The organism is Streptomyces sp. NRRL S-37 (assembly GCF_000721605.1).
Taxonomy (GTDB): Bacteria; Actinomycetota; Actinomycetes; order Streptomycetales; family Streptomycetaceae; genus Streptomyces.
Genome location: NZ_JOIZ01000017.1, coordinates 75,584 through 96,929 on the forward strand (window position 1 = coordinate 75,584; position 21,346 = coordinate 96,929).

Sequence of the window (21,346 nt, forward strand, 5' to 3'; positions counted from 1 at the left end):
ACCGCGGCAACTCTCGGCTGATTGGGGCGCTTACCTATGACACCTACGCTCGTGCGGCAGCACCCGCCTCGCACGGAGGCCCTCCCCCGTGTGGACCTGCGTGCACGCGCGCGTGACTGGTCCGAGATCCAGGAGCGGATGCTCGTACCGCTCTACGAGGCCGTCTACGAGCGACTGGACGTGGGATCCGCGACCCGGCTGCTCGGCCTCGGCTGCGGCTCCGGGCTGGCCCTGCTGATGGCGGCCTCGCGCGGTGCCGCGGTCACCGGTGTCGACACCTGTGCCGACCGGCTGGCCCTCGCGCGGGAGCGGTTGCTGCCCGACGAGCAGCGGGAGCCACACGCGCGGGCCGGCCACCGGATCGTGCACGGCTCACCCGCCCAGGCCGCTCGTACGGACGCGTACACCGTGGTGACCGCCTTCGAGCCGATCGGCTGCCTCGCGGGCGACGCGGAGGGGCTGGCCGGTCTGCTCGCCGAGGCGGTGCCGCTCGCCGGGCGCGGAGCGGCCGTGGTGCTGGCCGGCTGGGGCCCGCCGGAGCGGTGTGCCACGGCGTCCGTGCTCCGGGTCGCCACCAAGCTGGCGGAGCCGCTGCGCGGCGCGGGCACCTGGCGCCCCACGGACCGCGACGACCTGGAGCGGGTCGCCGCGCGGGCGGGGCTGCGGCCGGACGGCTCCGGGCGGGTGGCCTGCCCGTTCGGCTACGCCGACGCGGACAGCGCGGTACGGGGGCTGAAGTCGACCGGGCTGTTCGACCCGGCGGTCACGGCCACGGACCAGGCGCAGGTCGACAAGGAACTGGCGGAGGCCCTGCATCCGTACCAGCGGCAGGACGGGACCGTGTGGATGCCGAACGTGTTCCGGTACCTCGTCGCGCGCACGCCCTGAGACACGTCACCGGGGGCGCCCCTCGCGCGAGGGGCGCCCCCGGTGACGTACCGGCGTGGGTCTCAGCCCATGAACTTCTTGAACTCGTCGGGCAGCTCGAAGTCCTTGCCGCCCTGCTGCGGCAGCCCGAAGGCGCCCGCGCCCTCCGCGGCGGCGGCGCGGCGCGCGGCCTCCTCCTGCTCCTGCTGCTTGCGCTTCATCGGGTTGCCGGAGCGCTGCTTGCCCTTGGCCTGCTTCTGCTTCTTCTTCTGCCGGCCCGGACCGCCGCCCATGCCCGGCATCCCGGGCATCCCGGGCATGCCGCCGCCCTGGGCCATGCGGGACATCATCTTGCGGGCCTCGAAGAACCGCTCGACCAGGCCCTTCACGGCACTGACCTCGACACCGGAGCCCTTGGCGATACGGGCGCGGCGCGAGCCGTTGATGATCGTCGGCTCCTGGCGCTCGGCCGGGGTCATCGACTTGATGATCGCGGCGGTGCGGTCGACGTCCCGCTCGTCCAGGTTGTTGATCTGGTCCTTGATCTGGCCCATGCCGGGGAGCATGCCGAGCAGCTTCGAGATGGAGCCCATCTTCCTGACCTGCTCCATCTGGGCCAGGAAGTCGTCCAGGGTGAAGTCCTGGCCCTTCTTCGACGCCAGCTTGGAGGCCATCTTCTCGGCCTCTTCCTGGCTGAACGTCTTCTCCGCCTGCTCGATCAGGGTGAGCAGGTCACCCATGTCGAGGATGCGGGAGGCCATCCGGTCCGGGTGGAAGGCGTCGAAGTCGTCGAGCTTCTCGCCGTTGGAGGCGAACATGATCGGCTTGCCGGTGACCTGCCGGATCGACAGCGCCGCACCACCGCGCGCGTCACCGTCGAGCTTGGAGAGCACCACGCCGTCGAAGCCGACGCCGTCGCGGAAGGCCTCGGCGGTGTTGACGGCGTCCTGACCGATCATGGCGTCGACGACGAACAGGATCTCGTCCGGGGAGACGGCGTCACGGATGTCCGCGGCCTGCTGCATCATCTCCTGGTCGATGCCCAGGCGGCCGGCGGTGTCCACGATCACGATGTCGTGGACCTTGGTCTTCGCGAACTCGATCGAGTCCTTGGCGACCTTCACCGGGTCGCCCACACCGTTGCCCGGCTCGGGCGCGTAGACGGCGACGCCCGCGCGCTCGGCGACGACGCTGAGCTGGTTGACGGCGTTGGGGCGCTGGAGGTCGGCGGCGACCAGCACCGGCGAGTGGCCCTGCTCCTTCAGCCAGCGGCCGAGCTTGCCCGCGAGGGTGGTCTTACCGGCACCCTGCAGACCGGCCAGCATGATCACGGTCGGCGGCTGCTTGGCGAAGCGCAGGCGGCGGGTCTCGCCGCCGAGGATGGTGATCAGCTCGTCGTTGACGATTTTGATGATCTGTTGCGCGGGATTGAGCGCCTTCGAGACCTCGGCCCCGAGCGCGCGTTCCTTGACGTTCTTGATGAACGTGCGGACGACAGGCAGCGCGACGTCGGCCTCGAGGAGCGCGATGCGGATCTCGCGTGCCGTGGCGTCGATGTCCGCTTCGGACAGCCTGCCCTTGCCCCGGAGGGATTTGAAGGTGGCTGACAAGCGATCGGAGAGAGTATCGAACACGGCGGCTTAGGTCCTCGCGTCGGCGGTGGTGTGGGTCGCCCTCCAGGGTATCCGGCCCGGCAAGTAAACCGTCCCTGCCCGCTGCGGAGAGCGGGCAGGGACGGGGAAACCCCGCGCAGGCGGGGACAAGGTCCTTGACCGTCTTCAGAACGTGCTGAGCGGGGGAACCACCCCCGCATACGCGGGGATACTCCCTCTCAACGCGTAACACGTCCATGAGGTCACGCCCGCAGCATCTCCTCCAGTTTCCGGGCCATCGACACCGCCTCCTCGGCGAGAAGAGGCGAGCCGTCCGGCAAGGTCACATAAAAAGCGTCCACCGCGTTCGCCCCCAACGTGCTCACATGCGCGCTCCGCACCCGTACCGCCGCGTCCTCCAGCGCCCGCCCGATCCGGAACAGCAGGCCCGGCGCGTCCTGCGCGCGGACCTCCAGCACCGTGGCGTGCCGGGAGGCGGCGGGGGCGACCGTCACGCGCGGCGGCGGGGCGATCATGCCCCGGCGGCGCGGGTAGGCGGCGTCCCGTTCGGCGAGGCGGGCGGCGATGTCCAGGCTGCCGTCGAGGGCGCGTACGAGGTCCGCGCGGAGCCGGGCCGCCTGGGGCAGCGAGCCGTACTCGGCGGCGACCCGCCAGTCCAGCAGCAGCACGGAGCCGTCCACGCCGTCCGGGAGGTCCACCGCCCGCAGCTCCGCGGTCCGCACGGTCAGCCGGTGCAGGGCGAGCACCCCGGCCACGGCGGGCAGCACACCCGCCTGGTCGGGTACGGCGATGCGCAGTTCCACGCCCAGGGGTTCGGGGCCGCCGGAGGGCTCGGCGGGCGGCTCGGTCTGGGCCCGCAGGGACAGCACGGGCGCACCCGTGGCGACGGCCTCGATCGCGAGGCGCTCCTGTTCCGCGGTGGGCGCGGCCTCCTCGGACCCGTCCGGGGCGTCTCCGGAGAGCACGGCGGAGACCCGTTCGACCAGGTCGGTGACGAGCGAGGCGCGCCAGGACGACCAGGCGGCGGGCCCGGTGGCGAGGGCGTCCGCCTCGGTGAGGGCGTGCAGCAGTTCGAGGGTGCCCTGGGCGCCGACGGCGTCGGCGACCGCGCGCACCGTGGCGGGGTCCTCCAGGTCGCGCCGGGTGGCGGTCTCGACCAGCAGGAGGTGGTGGCGTACGAGGGTGGCGATCACGGTGACGTCGTGCTGGTCGAAGCCGATGCGGGCGGCCACGTCCTTGGCGATGACCTCGCCGGCCACCGAGTGGTCGCCGGGCCAGCCCTTGCCGATGTCGTGCAGCAGCGCGGCGACCAGCAGCAGGTCGGGGCGGCTGACGCGGCGGGTGAACGCGGAGGCGCGTACGGCGGTCTCGATGAGGTGCCGGTCGACGGTCCACAGATGCACGGCGTTGCGCTGCGGACGGCAGCGCACCCGGTCCCAGTCCGGCAGCAGCAGGCTGACCAGGCCCTCCGCCTCCAGCGCCTCCCAGACCTCGACGGTGGGGCGGCCGGAGCCCAGCAGGGTCACGAGCTGTTCCCGTGCCTCGGCGGGCCAGGGCGTGGGCAGGGGGCGTGCGCCGGTGGCCATGCGCCGTGCGGCGTGCAGGGAGAGCGGGAGTCCGGCCTGGGCGGCGGCGGCCGCGGCGCGCAGGGGGAGCACGGGGTCGCGTTCGGGGCGCGCCGCGCGGGCGAGCACCACCTCGCCGTCCTGTTCCACGACCCCTTCGGCCAGCGGGGAGCGCTCGGGCGCCGGCTTCCCGCCGCCCCACATGGCGCGCAGCCGGGGCCGCACCGCGCGGGAGCGCAGGACGCGGCCGACTTCGCGCCAGGTGACGTCACCGGCGTAGGCGATGACCCGCGCGGCCTCGTAGACCTGCCGCAGCAGCACGTCCGCGTCGAGCACGCCCAGTTCGGCCGCGACCTGGTCCTGTTCCTGGAGCGCGAGCCGGTCGGTGGCCCGCCCGGTCGTCAGGTGCAGGGCGTCCCGTACGTCGAGGAGCCGGCGGCGGGCGTCGGCGAGGCCCTCGCGCGGGGCGTCGGCGAGCCAGGAGGCGGCCACGGCACGCAGGGCGGTGGCGTCGCGCAGTCCGCCGCGGGCCTCCTTGAGGTCGGGTTCCAGGAGGTACTGCAGTTCGCCCTGGCGTTCGGCACGTTCCTCGCACAGCTCCCGCAGGGCGGGGAGGCGTTTCGGCGCCTGGTTGCGCCAGTCGGCGAGGACCGCCGTGCGCAGGGCGGTGGTGAGACCGAGGTCGCCGGCGATGTGCCGGGCGTCGAGGAGTCCGAGCTGCACCTTGAGGTCCTCGCCCGCGGTCCTGCGGGCCTCGGCCGGGGTGCGGACGGAGTGGTCGAGGGCGAGGCCCAGGTCCCAGACGGGGTACCAGAGGCGGTCCGCGAGGGCGGCGACCGCGTCGGGGGCGGTGCCGTCGTGCAGCAGGAGCAGGTCGAGGTCGCTGCGCGGGGAGAGTTCCGCGCGTCCGTAGCCGCCCACGGCGACCAGGGAGACTCCGCGCGCCTCCTGCGCGCCCGCCGCGAACAGTCCGCCGAGCCAGTCGTCGGTGAGGTCCGCGAGGGCACTGCGGCGCGGCGGCCCGGACCGCGCCTCCTCGGTGAGGAGGCGCAGCCGGGCCGCCGCGTAGCCGCCGGGTCCCGAGTCCTCTGCTTCTTTCGTCACGTCCGTACTCGTCACCCGGCGGCTCCCGTTCTCGTGTGTCAGAGGGCGTCCGGACCGCGCTCGCCGGTCCGCACCCGTACGGCCGTCTCGACCGGGATCGACCAGACCTTGCCGTCACCGATCTTTCCGGTGCGGGCCGCCTTGACCACGACGTCGATGAGCTGCTCGGCGTCGTCGTCCTCGACCAGCACCTCGATGCGGATCTTGGGCACCAGGTCGACGGTGTACTCGGCACCGCGGTAGACCTCGGTGTGGCCGCGCTGGCGCCCGTAGCCGCTGGCCTCGGTGACGGTCAGTCCGTGTACTCCGAAGGCCTGCAGGGCCTCCTTGATCTCGTCGAGCCGGTGCGGCTTCACGACGGCGGTGATGAGCTTCATGCGTCCACCTTCTTGCTCTCGGCCGGGGCGACGGGGGCGGTGGCGGCGGTGCGGGCCGCGCCGCCGCCGGCGCCGCTGAAGTCGTATGCGGTCTCGGCGTGCTCGGCCTGGTCGATGCCGGCCACCTCGTCGTCCTCGGAGACTCGCATACCGATGGTCTTGTCGAGGAGGAAGGCCAGGACCGCGGAGACGACCAGGGAGTAGGCGAGGACGCCGAAGACACCGGCGCACTGCTTCCAGAACTGGTCCAGGCCGCCGCCGTAGAAGAGGCCCGCGACGTCGGACTGTCCCTTGCCGGTGGCGAAGAAGCCGATGAGCAGGGAGCCGAGGATGCCGCCGACGAGGTGGACGCCGACGACGTCGAGGGAGTCGTCGTAGCCGAACTTGTACTTCAGGCCGACGGCCATGGCGCACAGCACACCGGCGATGACACCGACGGCGATCGCGCCGAGCGGGGAGACCGCGCCGCCGGCCGGGGTGATGGCGACCAGACCGGCGACCGCGCCGGAGGCGGCGCCCAGCGTGGTGAAGGCGCCGTGGCGGATCTTCTCGTAGGCGAGCCAGCCGAGGACGGCGGCACCGGTGGCGACCTGGGTGTTGACGAACATCAGCGCGCCGACGCCGTCGTCGTTGCCGAGCCAGGAGCCGGCGTTGAAGCCGAACCAGCCGAACCACAGCAGACCGGCGCCGAGCATGACCAGCGGGAGGCTGTGCGGGCGCATCGGGTCCTTCTTGAAGCCGACGCGCTTGCCGATCACCAGGATCACACCGAGCGCGGCGGCACCGGCGTTGATGTGGACGGCCGTACCGCCGGCGAAGTCGATGACGCCCAGCTCGAAGGCCCAGCCGCCGGCGCCCCAGACCCAGTGCGCGACCGGGAAGTAGACGATCGTGGCCCACAGGGCGATGAACAGCGCCCACGCGGTGAACTTCACGCGGTCCGCGAGGGCACCGCTGATCAGCGCGGGGGTGAGGACGGCGAACATCAGCTGGAAGACCAGGAAGACGAAGACGGGGATGGTGTAGCCGTCCCACAGTTCCGTCAGGCCGATGTCGCTCAGTCCGACCCAGTCGGAGTTCCAGCCGATGACGCTCCCGGCGTCGGTGCCGAACGCCATGGAGAAGCCGTACAGCACCCACAGGACGGTGACGATGCCGAGGCTGATGAAGCTCATCATCAGCATGTTCAGCGTGCTCTTGACGCGGACCATGCCTCCGTAGAAGAAGGCGAGACCCGGGGTCATGAGCATCACCAGGGCGGAACAGATGAGCATGAACCCTGTGTTGGCGGCGGACAGCGTGGGCGCGTCTGCGGCCAGGGTGATGGCTGGTGCCATCGGCGTCTCCTCGTCGTTGGTACGGCCCCGTGCGGGCGAAGCCTTGAGCGGATTGAGGGGTGGGCCGGTTATGCGCCATGAGATTGGCGCAGCGCCGTTTCGGTGGAAGCCCCTCGTTGTTTCGCCGCCGTGACGAAGGCACCCGGCGTGTTACGGGTCGATGAACTGCCGGATCCGGGGCGCGCCGATCGTTATCGTGGCGCAACCTTCGGTGTACGGCGGTGAGCCGTGGCCGGGGAGACACACGACCGGCCGCGGCGGCCTCCGAATGACCTGGCATGGGGGAGCCGAGTCGGGCGGTTCGGGAGGGCCGGCCGCGGCCGGGGCCTAGCGGTACCTCGGGGGTGTCAGACCGCCTCCGCGGACTCGGGCAGCTCGACCGCGAGCCGCTCGCCGAGTTCGACGACTTCGGCGAGGTCCCCGAAGTCGCGTACGGCGGTGTCGACCGTCTTTCGGATACGGGTGTTGACGCGCTCGGAACGGACCTTCTTGGCCGCCTTGATGGCGTCGGTGGCGAGGGCCGCGCTCTGCTCGGGCTCGCTCTGCAGCAGGTGGACGGTGGCCATGCCGATCAGGTTGAGGGCGTAGGAGCGCTGGTGTTCGCCGCCCTCCTTGCCGAACAGCTCCACGGCCCGCCGCATCAGCGGCTCGGCGAGCGAGGCGTAGGTGGGGCTGCGGCCGGCGACGTAGGCGAGGTCGCGGTAGGAGTGGGCGTTCTCCGCGTAGAGCTCGGCCTCGGAGAAGAAGCCGATCCAGTCGGCGTCGGGCTCGTCCCACTCGTCGGCCTCGGCGAAGGTGTCCTCGGCCATCCGCACCGCCCGCTTGCAGCGGCCGGGCTGGCCCATGTTGGCGTAGGCGCGGGCCTCCATCGCATACAGCATGGACTGGGTGCGCGGGCTGGCGCAGTCCCGGCTGCCGTACTGCGCGAGGTGGATCAGCTCCAGGGCGTCCTCGGGCCGGCCGAGGTGGATCATCTGCCGGCTCATGCTGGACAGCACGTACGAGCCGAGCGGCCGGTCGCCGGCCTCCTTGGCGGCGTGCAGGGCGAGCACGAAGTACTTCTGCGCGGTGGGCTGGAGCCCCACGTCGTACGACATCCAGCCGGCCAGTTCGGCGAGTTCGGCGGCGACCTTGAACAGGCGCCGGGTGGTGGACTCGGGCTGGGGCTCCTGGAGCAGGTCGGTCACCTCGTGCAGCTGTCCGACGACCGCCTTGCGGCGCAGGCCGCCGCCGCACTGGGCGTCCCACTGCCGGAACATCACGGTGGTGGTCTCCAGCAGGTCCAGCTCCGGCTTGGACAGCCGGCCGCGGGCCCGCGCGGCGGAGGACACCGGGTCGGCCTCGGGCCGGGCCGGTGTGGCGGACGGGGAGGGGACGAGCCAGCGCTGCATGGGCTCGATGAGGGACGGGCCCGCGGAGAGGGCCAGCGAGCTCCCGAGGAAGCCGCGCCGCGCCAGCATCAGGTCGCTGCGCGAGAACTCGCTGAGCAGGGCCACGGTCTGCGGGCCCGTCCAGGGGAGGTCGACGCCGGTCGCGGAGGGTGCCGGGCGGGTGGTGCGCAGGCCCAGGTCCTCGACGGAGACGACGACGCCGAAGCGTTCGGAGAACAGTTCGGACAGGATTCTGGGGATCGGCTCGCGCGGGTTCTCGCCGTCCAGCCAGCGGCGTACGCGCGAGGTGTCGGTGGAGATGTGGTTGGCGCCCAGCTGGCGGGCCCTGCGGTTGACCTGGCGGGCGAGCTCGCCCTTGGACCAGCCGCTGCGGACGAACCACGAGGCGAGCAGCTCGTTCGGGCGTTTCTCCGCACTCGTCGCGTTCGTCCCGCCACCGCCGTTGCCGCTCACTGGAACGCCCCCATCCCTGAAGACCACTTGTCGCCGATTGCGCCAAGCCCTATCAGAATGCCGGTCATCGGGGCCGCCCGTCCGACGATTGTCACCCTTCGAACGGAAAGCCGAGTTGCCTCCGGCATACCCACGAGTGCATGTGCCCCAAGAAGCCGTGCACACAAAGTAACCCTACGATCACCCGTCCCACCATGGCGGAACCGCAATCGCCACCATTCGCCACCCCTTCGAATGAACTCACCGTTGCCGTCCCGCGATTCACTTGACACCGGACAGCCAAGAGTGGATGCAGCGATGCACCGAGGGGCGCACATCGCCGGACGCACCACCCTGGGCGCTTCGAAGCGCCGGTTGAGCGGAACGACGCCGGGAAGCTGGAAACAGAGAGTCACTTTCCGCGTTCGCTACGTGACCACCGGTACGTCGGACCCGTTGGAGGGGGCATGGGCTTCACGATCGGCATCAGTCGGGGCATCCGCGACATCCGGTCCGGTTCGCGTCGCCGGAGCCGCTCCTCGGACGGCACCGTCGTGGCGGAGTACACCGGGCTGTGGGGCTGGGACGTGGTGCCGGGCGTCCGGGCCGCCGCGGGCACCTGCTCCTGCGGCCGCGCCGACTGCCGGGCACCGGGCGCGCATCCGCTGGACCACGCGCCGGTGATCCGCGCCGGGGCTCCGCTGGACGAGGTGACCGCGGTCTGGTCGGAGTTCCCGGGGGCCTCGCTGATGCTGCCGGTCGGGCGGGCGTTCGACGTGATCGAGGTCGCGGAGGCCGCCGGACGCCACGCCCTGGCCCGGCTGGAGCGCATGGGCCTGCCGGTCGGCCCGGTCACCGCCACCCCGGACGGCCGCGCCCACTTCCTCGTCGCCCCCGGCGCCGCCGCCGCGCTCCCCGACCTGCTCTACCGCATGGGCTGGGACGTCCCGGCCGCCCTGGACCTGCGCGGCCTCGGACCCGGCACGCACATCACGGCACCCCCGTCCGACCGAGGCGGCCTGGGCCCGGTCCGCTGGCTCCGCTCCCCCGCCCTGGACTCGGCGACCCGCCCGCCGGAGGCCCGCCTGCTGCTGGGCACGCTGGCGTACGTGGCGCACCGGTCGGGGACGTAACCGCCGCCCCCGCCCTTTCCCGCGGGCGGTCCCCTCAGTGCTTCAAGGACCTGAGAGGTACCCCCAGGGCGATGGGGGTCCCCGCCCGGGCGAAGCCGGGAGTGGGGGAGGCACCCCGCAAGCGCCGGGCAGCGCGAACCACCCCCGGCCCGCCCCTACGCCGGGGCACCCCCGGACAGGGCGAAGCGCCCGTCCCCCGAGAGGGCGGGCGCTTCTTCGCGTCTGCCGAATCCGTCCGACGGAGCCGGAGTCAGGGCCTCACTCCCCGATCAGGGCATCCACGAACGCCTCCGGCTCGAACGGCGCCAGATCGTCCGCCCCCTCACCGAGCCCGATCAGCTTGACCGGCACACCCAGCTCACGCTGCACGGCGATCACGATGCCGCCCTTGGCCGTACCGTCCAGCTTGGTGAGCACGATGCCGGTGATGTCGACGACCTCGGCGAACACCCGCGCCTGGACCAGACCGTTCTGCCCGGTGGTGGCGTCGAGCACGAGCAGCACCTCGTCCAGCGGGGCCTGCTTCTCCACGACCCGCTTGACCTTGCCGAGCTCGTCCATGAGGCCGGTCTTGGTGTGCAGCCGCCCCGCGGTGTCGATGAGCACGGCGTCGGCGGCCATCTCCTTGCCCTCCTTGACCGCGTCGAACGCGACGGAGGCGGGGTCACCGCCCTCCGGGCCGCGCACGGTGTGGGCGCCGACCCGCTCGCCCCAGGTCTGCAGCTGGTCGGCGGCGGCGGCACGGAAGGTGTCGGCGGCGCCGAGCACGACGGTGTTGCCGTCGGCGACCAGGACGCGGGCGAGCTTGCCGGTGGTGGTGGTCTTGCCGGTGCCGTTGACGCCGACGACCATCACGATGCCGGGGCCGCCGGCCGCGTTCTCGGTGTGCACGGTGCGGTCCATCCGGGGACCGACCAGCGTGATCAGCTCCTCGCGGAGCAGTCCGCGCAGCTCCTCGGGGGTGCGGGTGCCGAGCACCTTCACGCGCTCGCGCAGCCGCTCGACCAGCTCCTGGGTGGGCTGCACACCGACGTCGGCGGTGAGCAGGGTGTCCTCGATCTCCTCCCAGGTGTCCTCGTCGAGGTGTTCGCGGGACAGCAGGACGAGCAGGCCCTTGCCCAGGGCGTTCTGCGAACGGGAGAGACGGGCCCGCAGCCGGACCAGACGGCCGGCGGTGGGCTCCGGGATCTCGATCTCGGGAGCCTCGGCGGCGGGCGGTTCCTCGATGACGACGGGACCCGCGCCCGCCGGAAGATCAACCTCCTCTATGGTGCGCCGCGGTTCCTCCCGCGGCGTCTCGGCCTCTTCGCCGACGTGCGGTTCGGCCGGAGGGGCGGTGATGTCGGGCGCGGCGGGCGGCGGCGGGGGCAGCGGCTTCTTGCGCCGGCTGCCGACGATGAGCCCGCCGAGCGCGCCGAGCACGACCACGGCGATGACTACAGCAAGGATGACGATGTCCATAACAGCCCCAGTATGGCGTGACCTCCCACGAGGCCGTTCGTTCTACGCGCGGGACCCGCGGAGGCACGCCCGGCACCCGGTCCCCGGGGAGAACACGCCGCCGCCCTCGCCCGGGTGACCCGGGCGAGGGCGGCGGTGAGGGGACGAGGAGAGGGACAGCGGGGACTTGGGTCCTTCTCCCCGGACTCGGGAGGGCCGTCGGCTCAGCCCATCTCCTCCAGCCTCTTTCCCTTCGTCTCCTTCACGAACTTCAGGACGAACGGGATGGAGAGCGCGGCGAAGACCGTGTAGATCACGTAGGTGACCGACAGGTTCCAGTCGGCCAGCGAGGGGAAGCTCGCGGTGATGGCCCAGTTGGCGACCCACTGCGCGGCGGCGGCGACACCGAGGGCGGCGGCGCGGATCCGGTTGGGGAACATCTCGCCGAGCATGACCCAGACGACCACGCCCCAGGACAGGGCGAAGAAGAGGACGAAGACGTGCGCGGCGATCAGGGCGACCCAGCCCTGGGTGGCGGGCAACTGGCCGTCGACGAGGTCGGCGGAGAAGGCCCAGGCCTCCAGCGCCAGGCCGATCACCATGCCGACGGAGCCGATGACCGCGAGCGGCTTGCGGCCGATGCGGTCGACGAAGATCATCGCGATGACGGTGCCGACGATGTTGATGATCGACGTGGTGAAGGAGTAGAGGAAGGAGTCCGTCGGGTCGACGCCGACCGACTGCCACAGCGTCGAGGAGTAGTAGAACGCGACGTTGATGCCGACGAACTGCTGGAACACCGACAGGCCGATGCCGATCCAGACGATCGGCTTGAAGAAGAAGCTGCCGCCGAGCAGGTCCTTGAAGCTGGACTTCTCCTCGCGGTGCATCGCCGACTCGATCTCGGTGACGCGGGCGGTCAGGTCGATGTCCTTGCCCTCGACCTCTTCGAGGATCTGCCGGGCGCGCTCGTGCTTGCCCACCGAGATCAGGTAGCGCGGGGACTCGGGGATGGCGAAGGAGAGCAGGCCGTAGAGGACGGCCGGGATCACCATGACGCCGAGCATGACCTGCCAGGCCTCCAGGCCCATCAGCTCACCGCGCTGGTCGCCGTCGGCGGCGTTGAGGATGCCCCAGTTGACCAGCTGCGAGACGGCGATGCCGACGACGATCGCGGCCTGCTGGAAGGAGCCGAGCCGGCCGCGGTAGGCGGGCGGGGCGACCTCGGCGATGTAGGCCGGGCCGATGACGGAGGCCATGCCGATGGCGAAGCCGCCGACGATCCGCCAGAAGGCGAGGTCCCACAGGGCGAAGGGCAGCGCGGAGCCGACGGCGCTGATGGTGAACAGGACCGCGGCGATCTGCATGCACCGGATGCGGCCGATGCGGTCGGCTATGCGGCCGGCGGTCGCGGCGCCGATGGCGCAGCCGATCAGGGCGACGGCGATGACCTGGGCGAGCGCGGCGGAGCCGATGTCGTAGCGGTCGCGGATGGCCTCGACGGCGCCGTTGATCACGGAGCTGTCGTAGCCGAAGAGGAAACCGCCCATGGCGGCCGCCGCCGCGATGAAGATGACGTGCCCGAGATGTTCGGGGTGAGCCGTCCTGGCTCCTGACTTCTGTGCCTGCGCTGTGCTGGTCACGTGTACTCCTCGGGCCACCGGCAACATCGCCGGATGGGGGTCAGCCCTTCGAGGTCCAGCTGAAGGTACCTGAAGGTAAAAACAACATTGCAGAGACTATGCCTTCAACTTTTGAAGTCAATAGGCCGTGTGCTGTGAGTTTTAAGACGTGAGGAAGTAAAGATCGTTCAGGACTTGAAGATTGTGTGCCGGTCTAGCGGAGCCGCTGGCTGATGACCTTGGACACACCGTCGCCCTGCATGGAGACGCCGTAGAGCGCGTCGGCGACCTCCATGGTGCGCTTCTGGTGCGTGATCACGATCAGCTGCGAGACCTCCTGCAGCTCCTGCATGATCCGGATCAGCCGCTGGAGGTTGGTGTCGTCGAGGGCGGCCTCGACCTCGTCCATGACGTAGAACGGACTGGGCCGGGCCTTGAAGATCGCCACGAGCATCGCCACGGCGGTCAGCGACCGCTCGCCGCCCGAGAGCAGGGAGAGCCGCTTGACCTTCTTGCCGGGCGGACGCGCCTCGACGTCCACGCCCGTGGTGAGCATGTTGTCGGGGTCGGTCAGCACCAGCCGTCCCTCACCGCCCGGGAACAGCCGGGAGAAGACGCCCTCGAACTCGCGCGCGGTGTCCCGGTAGGCCTCGGTGAAGACCTGCTCGACGCGCTCGTCGACCTCCTTGACGACCTGGAGCAGATCCGCGCGGGTCTTCTTCAGGTCCGCCAGCTGCTCGCTGAGGAACCGGTGGCGTTCCTCCAGTGCCGCGAACTCCTCCAGGGCGAGCGGGTTCACCTTGCCGAGCTGCTGGTAGGCGCGCTCGGCGGCCTTCAGGCGCTTCTCCTGCTCGGCCCGTACGAAGGGCCGGGGCCTGTTGCGCGGGTGCTCGGGGTCCTCCGGCAGCTCCTCGCCCTCGGCGGGGGGCGAGGGCGGCACCGGCTGGTGCGGTCCGTACTCCGACACCAGCCCGGCCGGTTCCACACCCAGTTCCTCCAGCGCCTTGGTCTCCAGCTGCTCCATCCGCAGCCGTTTCTCGGCGCCGAGTACCTCGCCCCGGTGAACTGAATCCGTCAACTTGTCGAGTTCCGCCTTGAGATCGCGCCCCTCGGCGCGGGCGCGGGCGAGTTCCCGCTCGCGGCGGGCCTTGGCGGTGTCGGCGGCGGTGCGCTCCTGGTCGGCGCGGGCGAGGGAGACCTCGACGTGCGCGAGGAGGGTGCGGGCGCCGGCGGCGACGGCCCCGGCGACTTCCGCCTCGTGGCGCAGCCGGGCCCGGCGCTGTTCGGCACGCGCGCGTGCCTCGCGTTCCGCGCGGGCGGCCCGTTCGAGGGAGTCGGCCCGTCCGGCGAGCCCCTTGACCCGTTCCTCGTGCGTACGGGCCTGGAGGCGGGCCTCCATCTCGGTCTGGCGGGCGTTGGCCCCGTCGGCGGCGAGCCGGTCGCGTACGGAGGTGTCGGGCTCCTCCTCGAACGGCGCCTCCTCGGCGACGGCGAGCCGCTCGGCGAGTTCCTCGACGTCGACGAGCGCCTTGTCGAGGGCTTCCTGCGCCCGGGCCGCGGCGGCTTCGGCCCGCTCGGCCTCCCCGGCGGCACCGCGTGCCTGGCCGGCGAGCCGGCCGAGCCGCTGGGCGACGGAGGACTTCTCCCGGTCCGCGGCCCGGCGCCGCTCCCCGAGTTCCTCGACGAGGGCCGCGCACTCCCGGCGCCGGCCGGTGGCCGCCTCCTGCGCCTCGGCCAGCTCCGCGCAGCGTATGGCCAGCTCCGCCAGCTCGGCGGCGGCCTCGTCCACGGACGCCTGTATTTCCAGCAGGCTGGGGGCGCCCGCGGAACCGCCCTGCGCGAAGTGGGCGCCGAGCAGGTCGCCCTCGGCGGTGACGGCGGTGAGGCCGGGGTGGGCGCCGACGACTTCCTCCGCGTCCTCCAGGGTGCCGACGACGACGACGCGGTGCAGCAGCCGTCGCACGGCCGGCATGAGCTCGGGGGGTCCGCTGACTAGGTGTTCGGCGGGGAGGGCGGCCGCGGGTGTGCCGGCGGCCGCGGGTTCGTCGGCGGCCGCGGGTTCGCTGTGGTCGGTCGCGCGGTTCCCCGCGCCCCTCGGGGGCGCTGCTTCGGCTGCTTCCGCCAGGAGGAGGGTCACCCGGCCCGCGTCCTGTTTGCGCAGGAGACGGATCGCCTCGGCCGCGGCGGACGGTGAGGTGACCGCGAGGGCGTCCGCCACCGCGCCGAACGCGGCCGCGAGCGGTACCTCGTAGCCGGGCGTCACCGTCAGCAGTTCCGCGGCCGGACCCAGCAACCCCGTGAGGCGGTCCTTCGCGCTCAGCAGCGCACCGGTGCCGTCCTTGCGGCGCAGGCCGAGGGCGAGGGCCTCGTGGCGGGCCCGGGTCGCCGCGCGGCCGCGTTCGGCGGCGGTGGCCGCCTCACGGGCGGCGGTGAGGGCGGCCTCCGCGTCCGCGAGCCGCCGTTTGGCGGCATCGTGCAGCTCGGCGAGTTCCGCGTCGTCCGCGTCGAGGCCGTCGACCTCGGCCTGGAGGGCCTCGTACTCCTCCTGCGCGGCGACGGCCCGCTCCCGGGCCTCGTCCCGGGCGACGGCCAGCCGTTCGATCTCCGCCTGGGCGGCGGCGGCACGCGAACGGGCCGCGCCCACTTGTCCCGTGAGCCGGGCGAGCCCCTCGCGCCGGTCGGCGATGGCCCGCGCGGCGTCCTTCAGCCGCCGTTCCTCCTGGGCGAGTTCGCGTTCCAGCTCCGCGCGGTGGGCGACGGTGTCCTCCAGGGCGCGTTCGGCCGCCTCCAGGGCGGCCTCCAGTTCGGCCTCCTGTTCTCGGACGCGGGCGGCCTCGCGCTCCATGTCCTCCGGGTCCCGGCCGCGCCGCTCCTCGGGGGGCGCGGAGGTCGCGCTCTGCACGCGCGCGTCGGCCAGCGAGATCGTGCCGCGCACCCGTTCGGCGAGCTGGGAGAGCTCGTACCAGGTCTGCTGGGCGCTGTGCAGCCGCGGGGCGAGCCGGCGTACCTCGTCCTCCAGGTGGGCCTCGTGCCGGAGGGCCTTCCCCAGCTCGGCCTCGGCCGCCTCCTTGCGCTCCTTGAGGGCGGCCTCGTCGGCGATCTCGGCCCGCAGTGCCTCGCGCAGCCGTACGAGATCGTCGGCGAGGAGGCGCAGCCGCGCGTCGCGCAGGTCGGCCTGGATGACGGCGGCCCGCCGCGCGACGGCGGCCTGGCGGCCGAGCGGCTTGAGCCGGCGCCGCAGCTCGTCGGTGAGGTCCTGCACCCGTGCGAGGTTGGCGCCCATCGCGTCCAGCTTCCGCAGCGCCTTCTCCTTGCGCTTGCGGTGCTTGAGGACGCCGGCGGCCTCCTCGATGAAGGCGCGGCGGCCCATGGGGTCGGCGTGCAGGACGGAGTCGAGCCGGCCCTGGCCGACGATGACGTGCATCTCCCGGCCGATGCCGGAGTCGGAGAGCAGTTCCTGGATGTCGAGGAGCCGGCAGGTGTCGCCGTTGATCTGGTACTCGCTGCCGCCGTTGCGGAACATGATCCGCGTGATGGTGACCTCGGCGTATTCGATGGGGAGGGCGCCGTCGGAGTTGTCGATGGTCAGGGACACCTCGGCACGGCCCAGCGGGGGGCGGCCGGTGGTGCCGGCGAAGATGACGTCCTCCATCTTGCCGCCGCGCAGCGACTTGGCGCCCTGCTCGCCCATGACCCAGCTGAGCGCGTCCACGACATTGGACTTGCCCGAGCCGTTCGGACCCACGACGCACGTGATCCCCGGCTCGAACCGGAGCGTGGTCGCGGAAGCGAACGACTTGAAGCCGCGGAGGGTCAGGGCCTTGAGGTGCACGCCGCCGGACTTTACCCGCCGGGCGGACCCCACTCCATGAACGCGCGGTTTCGCGGGTGAACGCGCAGGGCAGACCAGACGTTGAAGAGGGTGAAAGGATGCGCGGGACAACGAGCGTCGTGCGCGGGGGTGCGGGCACCGGAGCGGGATCACGGAGGCGGGAAAGAAAGAAGGGACGCCGGGGCGTCCCTTGCAATTCTGACTGCTCGGCGGTGGTGACGGGCGGGCCCGACCACTGCTGTGCTGTTTGTACAGCGGTTTCGTGCGGCGGTGAAGTGATCAGCCGTGCAGTGATCAGGTGAGCGCAGGCTCCGCCTGGTGTGCGTCAACGCTCTCCATGATCCTGTCGTGAGAAGCGGCAGCCGCCAGCGCGTCCTTCTCCGCCTGGATCCGTACGAGCTCGGATTCCAGGTCCTGGACGCGCTGCTGGAGCCGTCGCATCTCGGCGAGGAGTCGCGGGTCGGAGCCGCCGACGTAACCGAGAAGCGCCTTTGCCATGATGGATGGTCCTCCACAATGAGTGACCGACCGATGCGGTGTGGGTCGTGAGGGATTCGCACCCGCGGTGCTTGGCCTGCCTGGAGTTGTACTGCCGTTCAGCCATGCCAAACAGCTAAGGTGCGCGGGGCTTTCAGCGTCTCACCAAAAAGTTTGAGGGTCAACACGATCACGCCCCGTATTGGCGGACAACCGGGCGCGCACGGCCGGCTGACGGCGGCGGCGCGAGTCTCACGGGTCCTCGGGACGTGGCGATCATCTTGACGGCCGGCGCCGCCCACGGCAAGCCCTTCTCGGCAATCACCAGGACTTTTTCGTCGGGGAGGGCTCGTCGTGCGGACCGCCCATGGCGCCCGGGGCCGCCGGAGCGCGCGGGATCAGCGGATGGCGAAGCCCTCGTAGCCGCCGCGCGGTGTGTCCCAGATCTCGGTGACTCCGTCCACGCGTCCGGGCGTGTCGCCGGTCTGGAGCCAGTCGAGCAGTCCCTCGCAGCGTTCGCGGGCGCCCTCGGCGACCACTTGGACCCTGCCGTCGCCCAGATTGAGAGCAAAACCACTCAGGCCGCCGATCTCCAGCGCCTTGGCCCGGGTGAACCAGCGGAAACCCACACCTTGGACACGCCCGCGCACCCAGGCGACCATGCGCACATCCTCGCTCATGGCTGCAACCTAACCGGACAAAGTCACTTGGGGCACACCTGGCCCATGCGCCATGCGGTAGCGTCCCCAGCCATGAATCTCATATGAAACTCACTCGTTGGTGTGAGTTTCGTGATCATCGGGTTTCGGGTTGGTCGCCAGCACGAGTCGACCGCAAGGACGAGGAAGGCCAGGACATGGGACGCCACCGACGCTCCGCCGCCGGCCGCGCCGCCACGGGCCGCGCCACCGGGGTCACCCACGACGATCCCCGCTACGGCGGCCCGCTTCCGGGGGGCGACCGGGGGGACGGCCCGCCCACGATGGGCACCGCGCCGTATCTGAACCCGCAGGCGTACGCCGAGACGTACGCCAGGAGCGAGTCCTACCTCTACGCGATGGACGGCGCCGGAACCCCCGCCGGGGGCGGCGACCTCACCCGCGGCGGCTTCCCGGGCGCCGACTTCTCGACCGGCCCGGACCTGATCGGCCCCGCCACGGACCGGATCGGCCACGCCTTCCCCGGTGACGGTCCCGCGCCCGGCGACGACGCGCCCCACCCCGACGGACACCGGCGCCGGAAGAAGAAGGCCGCGACCCCGGTCCGTACCGGCCTGCTCGGTGTCTCCGCCGCGGTGGCCCTCGGCACGGTGGCGGTGGCCACGGGCGCGGTGCCCGGTCTGGAGAGCTACCGGCTCGGCGGCGACAGCACCTCCGGTGACAGCGTGCAGGCCGGGGGCGCGCCGACCAACTCGCCCAGTGAGCAGGGCGGCACGTCCGGCAGCCTGGAGAGCCCGAGCCGCGACGCCGGCACCCCGGCGAGCCGTGACGCCGAGCGCTCCGTCTCGCCCGAACCTTCCGCGTCGGCCTCGACGCCGGCCGCGCCGACGAAGACTCCGGAGAAGAAGGCCCCGGAGAAGAAGGAGCCCGCGGCGGCCCCCGAGAAGACCGCGGAGAAGACGCCGCCCCGCGAGGCGACGCCGGAGCCGGAGCCGGAGGAGAGGACGAGCGACCCGGCCCCCTCGTCCGCGGAGGCCGTCGCCGGCGCCGAGGTGCTCCGGCTGGTCAACGTGGAGCGGGCCAAGGTGGGGTGCAGCCCGGTCACCGCGAGCGGCGAGCTGACCGATCTGGCCACGGCGTTCAGCGCCGACATGGCCGACCGCGGCTTCTTCGACCACACCGACCCCGACGGCGACACCCCGTGGGACAGGGCCAAGACGGCCGGCATAAGCAACCTGGGCGGCGAGAACATCGCCCGGGGCCAGGCCGACGCCGCGGCCGTGATGCAGGCCTGGATGGACAGCCCCGGCCACAAGGCGAACATACTGAACTGCGACTTCAAGACGCTGGGCGTGGGCGTCCACATGGGGTCGGGCGGCCCGTGGTGGACCCAGAACTTCGGGTACTAGCGGTACGCGACGAGTACGGAGGACGGCGGGCCGGGATCTCCCCGGCCCGCCGTCCTTCGTGTCACGCGCCTTCGTGTCACGCGGCGACGGCCGCCCGGCCCCGCAGGAAGATCTCGGCGGTCCGGGCCACCCTTCGGCCCAGGTGCTCCGCCGTGGCGATGTCGGCCTTGTGGACGGCGTCCGGGCCCTCGTCGACATTGGTCTGGGCTGCCGCGCCGGCGAACACGCCGAGGCGGTTGAGGTCGTTCTCCGAAGCCGTGCTGTTGTTCCAGCCCGGCAGCAGGCCGAGGTTGATCCAGTGCATGCCGAGCTGCGCGGCGAGGATCTGGAAGAACTGCAGGGTGTGCAGCTTGTCGCCGCTCTTCGAGCCCGAGTTGGTGAATCCCGCGGCGAGCTTGTCCCGCCACACCTGGTCCCCCCAGCGCTTCGAGGTGGCCTCGGCGAAGGCGTGGAAGGCGGCGGAGGCGGTGCCCATGTAGGTCGGGGAGCCGAACACGATGGCGTCCGAGCGGTCCAGGATCGCCCACTGCTCCTCGGTGATCGTCCCGACGTCGATCAGATGCACCTCGGCACCGGCGTCGGCGGCACCCGTGCGCACGGCTTCGGCGAGGACGGCGGTGTGGCCGAAGCCGGAGTGATGGGCGATGGAAACGACAGGGGTGGTCACGGTGGACGCTCCTTGGAAGGACTCTTGGGGAAGCGAGAGAACAGGCGAAGCAGCGGCTCGCCAGCGCTGCGAAAAGGAAAGCACTAACTTCTGGTTAGTGCAACCTGTTGGTTAGCGCTGCTCTGAAGTAGGCTTGACCCATGACGACCACGCAGCGCCCGGAGGAGCAGGAGCTCCCCTTCAACGTGTTCGCCAGGGCGTGCCCGTCCCGCGGCACGCTGGAGCATGTGACCGGGCGCTGGGGCGCGCTGACCCTCGGCGCGCTCCATGAGGGCTCGCTCCGGTTCAACGAGCTGCGCCGCCGGGTCGAGGGGGTGAGCGAGAAGATGCTCTCCCAGACGCTGCACGCGCTGGAGCGCGACGGGCTGGTGCATCGCGAGGCCCAGCCGACCAACCCACCCCGCGTGGACTACGAACTGACTCCGCTCGGCCACGAGGTCGCCCGGCGTCTGCTGGCCCTCATCCAGTGCGTGGAGGGCAGCATGGACGCCGTACTCGAGGCGCGCGAGCGCTACGACGAGACGCGCGGCGCCCGCTGACACCTCGGGCAGAAGTAGCTGGAGCGGTTCATCCACGCCCGTCGGCGTATCGGCGTACCGCAGCGGCGGCAGGGCAGACCCTCACGGCCGTACGCGTCCAGGGACCGGTCGAAGTAGCCGGACTCCCCGTTGACGTTGACGTAGAGACTGTCGAAGCTGGTGCCGCCCACCGCGAGCGCGGCGTTCATGACGTCCCGGACGTGGCCCAGCAGGAGCAGGGTGCGGGGGCGGGTGAAGCCGGCCGTGGGGCGCTCGTAGTGGATGCGGGCCCGCCACAGCGCCTCGTCGGCGTAGATGTTGCCGACGCCGCTGATCAGTGACTGGTCGAGCAGGGCCCGCTTGATGGTGGTCCGCCTGCGGCGCAGCGCCTGGTGGAACGCCTCCTCGTCGAAGAGCGGGTCGAGGGGGTCCCGGGCGATGTGCGCGATGACGTCGGGCAGTCCGTCAGGGGTGGTGTCGTGCAGCGACAGGCCGCCGAAGGTGCGCTGGTCGACGAAGCGGAGTTCGGTGTCCAGGGCGTCGGTGAAGCGGACGCGGACGCGCAGGTGCTTCTCGTCCGGTGCCGTGTGCGGCTGGACCAGCAGCTGGCCGCTCATGCCGAGGTGGGCCAGGACCGACTGGCCGGTGTCCTCCAGGGGCAGCCACAGGTACTTGCCGCGGCGGCTGGGGACGCCGATGCGGTGCCCCTCGAGCCGGTGCGCGAAGTCGTCGGCGCCGGCTGTGTGACGGCGTACCGCGCGCGGGTGCAGCACCTCGGCGTCGGCGACGGTCCGGTGGGCGACCCACCGCTCGAGTCCGCGCCGTACGACCTCGACCTCGGGCAGCTCGGGCATGGTGTCCCCTCCAAGGACCGGTGTACTGAGAGCCGTCCGGAGGGCGTCG

At 71.8% G+C, this 21,346-nt stretch carries 16 protein-coding genes; 4 read left to right on the forward strand and 12 right to left on the reverse strand.

Annotated elements, in window-relative coordinates; all coding sequences use genetic code 11:
• Positions 1-36: 36 nt before the first annotated feature.
• Positions 37-888 (forward strand): methyltransferase domain-containing protein, encoded by an 852-nt coding sequence (locus IH50_RS0124270; RefSeq protein WP_051767428.1) that lies wholly within the window; start codon positions 37-39, stop codon positions 886-888.
• A gap of 62 nt (positions 889-950) precedes the next feature.
• Here IH50_RS0124270 and ffh read toward each other — a convergent pair whose 3' ends face one another.
• The 5 genes from ffh to IH50_RS0124295 form a co-directional block, all read right to left on the reverse strand.
• Positions 951-2,501, reverse strand: coding sequence for a signal recognition particle protein (gene ffh / locus IH50_RS0124275; protein ID WP_030866140.1), 1,551 nt, complete (start codon positions 2,499-2,501; stop codon positions 951-953).
• A gap of 221 nt (positions 2,502-2,722) precedes the next feature.
• A complete protein-coding gene (locus IH50_RS0124280) occupies positions 2,723-5,164 on the reverse strand; it encodes a [protein-PII] uridylyltransferase (RefSeq protein WP_030866142.1) in 2,442 nt (813 codons plus the stop codon).
• Between the two features lie 23 nt (positions 5,165-5,187).
• On the reverse strand, positions 5,188-5,526 hold the full coding sequence (locus IH50_RS0124285) for a P-II family nitrogen regulator (protein ID WP_030231663.1): 339 nt from the start codon (positions 5,524-5,526) through the stop codon (positions 5,188-5,190).
• Positions 5,523-6,863, reverse strand: a complete 1,341-nt coding sequence (locus IH50_RS0124290) for an ammonium transporter (protein ID WP_030866145.1) — start codon at positions 6,861-6,863, stop codon at positions 5,523-5,525. Before IH50_RS0124290 ends, IH50_RS0124285 begins: the two co-directional genes overlap by 4 nt.
• A gap of 347 nt (positions 6,864-7,210) precedes the next feature.
• Positions 7,211-8,707, reverse strand: coding sequence for a hypothetical protein (locus IH50_RS0124295; protein ID WP_030866147.1), 1,497 nt, complete (start codon positions 8,705-8,707; stop codon positions 7,211-7,213).
• A 446-nt stretch (positions 8,708-9,153) separates the two neighbouring features.
• Between IH50_RS0124295 and IH50_RS0124300 the strand changes: the two genes are divergently transcribed.
• On the forward strand, positions 9,154-9,819 hold the full coding sequence (locus IH50_RS0124300) for a bifunctional DNA primase/polymerase (RefSeq protein ID WP_030866150.1): 666 nt from the start codon (positions 9,154-9,156) through the stop codon (positions 9,817-9,819).
• A gap of 258 nt (positions 9,820-10,077) precedes the next feature.
• On the opposite strand, the gene ftsY is transcribed toward IH50_RS0124300, so the two are convergent.
• From ftsY to IH50_RS0124325, 5 genes are all read right to left on the reverse strand, one after another.
• Positions 10,078-11,280 (reverse strand): signal recognition particle-docking protein FtsY, encoded by a 1,203-nt coding sequence (gene ftsY / locus IH50_RS0124305; protein ID WP_030866153.1) that lies wholly within the window; start codon positions 11,278-11,280, stop codon positions 10,078-10,080.
• A 203-nt stretch (positions 11,281-11,483) separates the two neighbouring features.
• Complete coding sequence (locus IH50_RS0124310) at positions 11,484-12,902, reverse strand: sugar porter family MFS transporter (protein WP_030866154.1); 1,419 nt, start codon at positions 12,900-12,902, stop codon at positions 11,484-11,486.
• 193 nt (positions 12,903-13,095) lie between these two features.
• The gene (gene smc / locus IH50_RS0124315; RefSeq protein WP_030866156.1) at positions 13,096-16,713 is read right to left on the reverse strand and encodes a chromosome segregation protein SMC; all 3,618 of its coding nucleotides are present in this window, start codon (positions 16,711-16,713) and stop codon (positions 13,096-13,098) included.
• Between the two features lie 294 nt (positions 16,714-17,007).
• On the reverse strand, positions 17,008-17,211 hold the full coding sequence (locus IH50_RS0124320) for a hypothetical protein (RefSeq protein ID WP_030824772.1): 204 nt from the start codon (positions 17,209-17,211) through the stop codon (positions 17,008-17,010).
• A gap of 377 nt (positions 17,212-17,588) precedes the next feature.
• The gene (locus IH50_RS0124325) at positions 17,589-17,870 is read right to left on the reverse strand and encodes an acylphosphatase (RefSeq protein WP_030866158.1); all 282 of its coding nucleotides are present in this window, start codon (positions 17,868-17,870) and stop codon (positions 17,589-17,591) included.
• A 176-nt stretch (positions 17,871-18,046) separates the two neighbouring features.
• Here IH50_RS0124325 and IH50_RS0124330 point away from each other — a divergent pair, with 176 nt between their 5' ends.
• Complete coding sequence (locus IH50_RS0124330) at positions 18,047-19,258, forward strand: CAP domain-containing protein (RefSeq protein ID WP_030866160.1); 1,212 nt, start codon at positions 18,047-18,049, stop codon at positions 19,256-19,258.
• 76 nt (positions 19,259-19,334) lie between these two features.
• On the opposite strand, the gene IH50_RS0124335 is transcribed toward IH50_RS0124330, so the two are convergent.
• A complete protein-coding gene (locus tag IH50_RS0124335; RefSeq protein WP_030866162.1) occupies positions 19,335-19,925 on the reverse strand; it encodes a flavodoxin family protein in 591 nt (196 codons plus the stop codon).
• A gap of 140 nt (positions 19,926-20,065) precedes the next feature.
• On the opposite strand from IH50_RS0124335, the gene IH50_RS0124340 reads away from it, so the two are divergent.
• On the forward strand, positions 20,066-20,464 hold the full coding sequence (locus tag IH50_RS0124340; protein WP_030866163.1) for a winged helix-turn-helix transcriptional regulator: 399 nt from the start codon (positions 20,066-20,068) through the stop codon (positions 20,462-20,464).
• On the opposite strand, the gene mutM is transcribed toward IH50_RS0124340, so the two are convergent.
• On the reverse strand, positions 20,437-21,297 hold the full coding sequence (gene mutM, locus IH50_RS0124345) for a bifunctional DNA-formamidopyrimidine glycosylase/DNA-(apurinic or apyrimidinic site) lyase (protein WP_030866166.1): 861 nt from the start codon (positions 21,295-21,297) through the stop codon (positions 20,437-20,439). The two genes, IH50_RS0124340 and mutM, sit on opposite strands and share 28 nt — an antisense overlap.
• Positions 21,298-21,346: the final 49 nt, after the last annotated feature.

Coding starts and splice junctions, on each gene's coding strand:
- ftsY (WP_030866153.1), bottom strand. CDS start 11,280: ATGGACATCGTCATCCTTGCTGTAGTCATCGCCGTGGTCGTGCTCGGC.
- IH50_RS0124330 (WP_030866160.1), top strand. CDS start 18,047: ATGGGACGCCACCGACGCTCCGCCGCCGGCCGCGCCGCCACGGGCCGC.
- IH50_RS0124320 (WP_030824772.1), bottom strand. CDS start 17,211: ATGGCAAAGGCGCTTCTCGGTTACGTCGGCGGCTCCGACCCGCGACTC.
- IH50_RS0124300 (WP_030866150.1), top strand. CDS start 9,154: ATGGGCTTCACGATCGGCATCAGTCGGGGCATCCGCGACATCCGGTCC.
- IH50_RS0124285 (WP_030231663.1), bottom strand. CDS start 5,526: ATGAAGCTCATCACCGCCGTCGTGAAGCCGCACCGGCTCGACGAGATC.
- IH50_RS0124340 (WP_030866163.1), top strand. CDS start 20,066: ATGACGACCACGCAGCGCCCGGAGGAGCAGGAGCTCCCCTTCAACGTG.
- mutM (WP_030866166.1), bottom strand. CDS start 21,297: ATGCCCGAGCTGCCCGAGGTCGAGGTCGTACGGCGCGGACTCGAGCGG.
- IH50_RS0124270 (WP_051767428.1), top strand. CDS start 37: ATGACACCTACGCTCGTGCGGCAGCACCCGCCTCGCACGGAGGCCCTC.
- IH50_RS0124290 (WP_030866145.1), bottom strand. CDS start 6,863: ATGGCACCAGCCATCACCCTGGCCGCAGACGCGCCCACGCTGTCCGCC.
- IH50_RS0124325 (WP_030866158.1), bottom strand. CDS start 17,870: ATGAGCGAGGATGTGCGCATGGTCGCCTGGGTGCGCGGGCGTGTCCAA.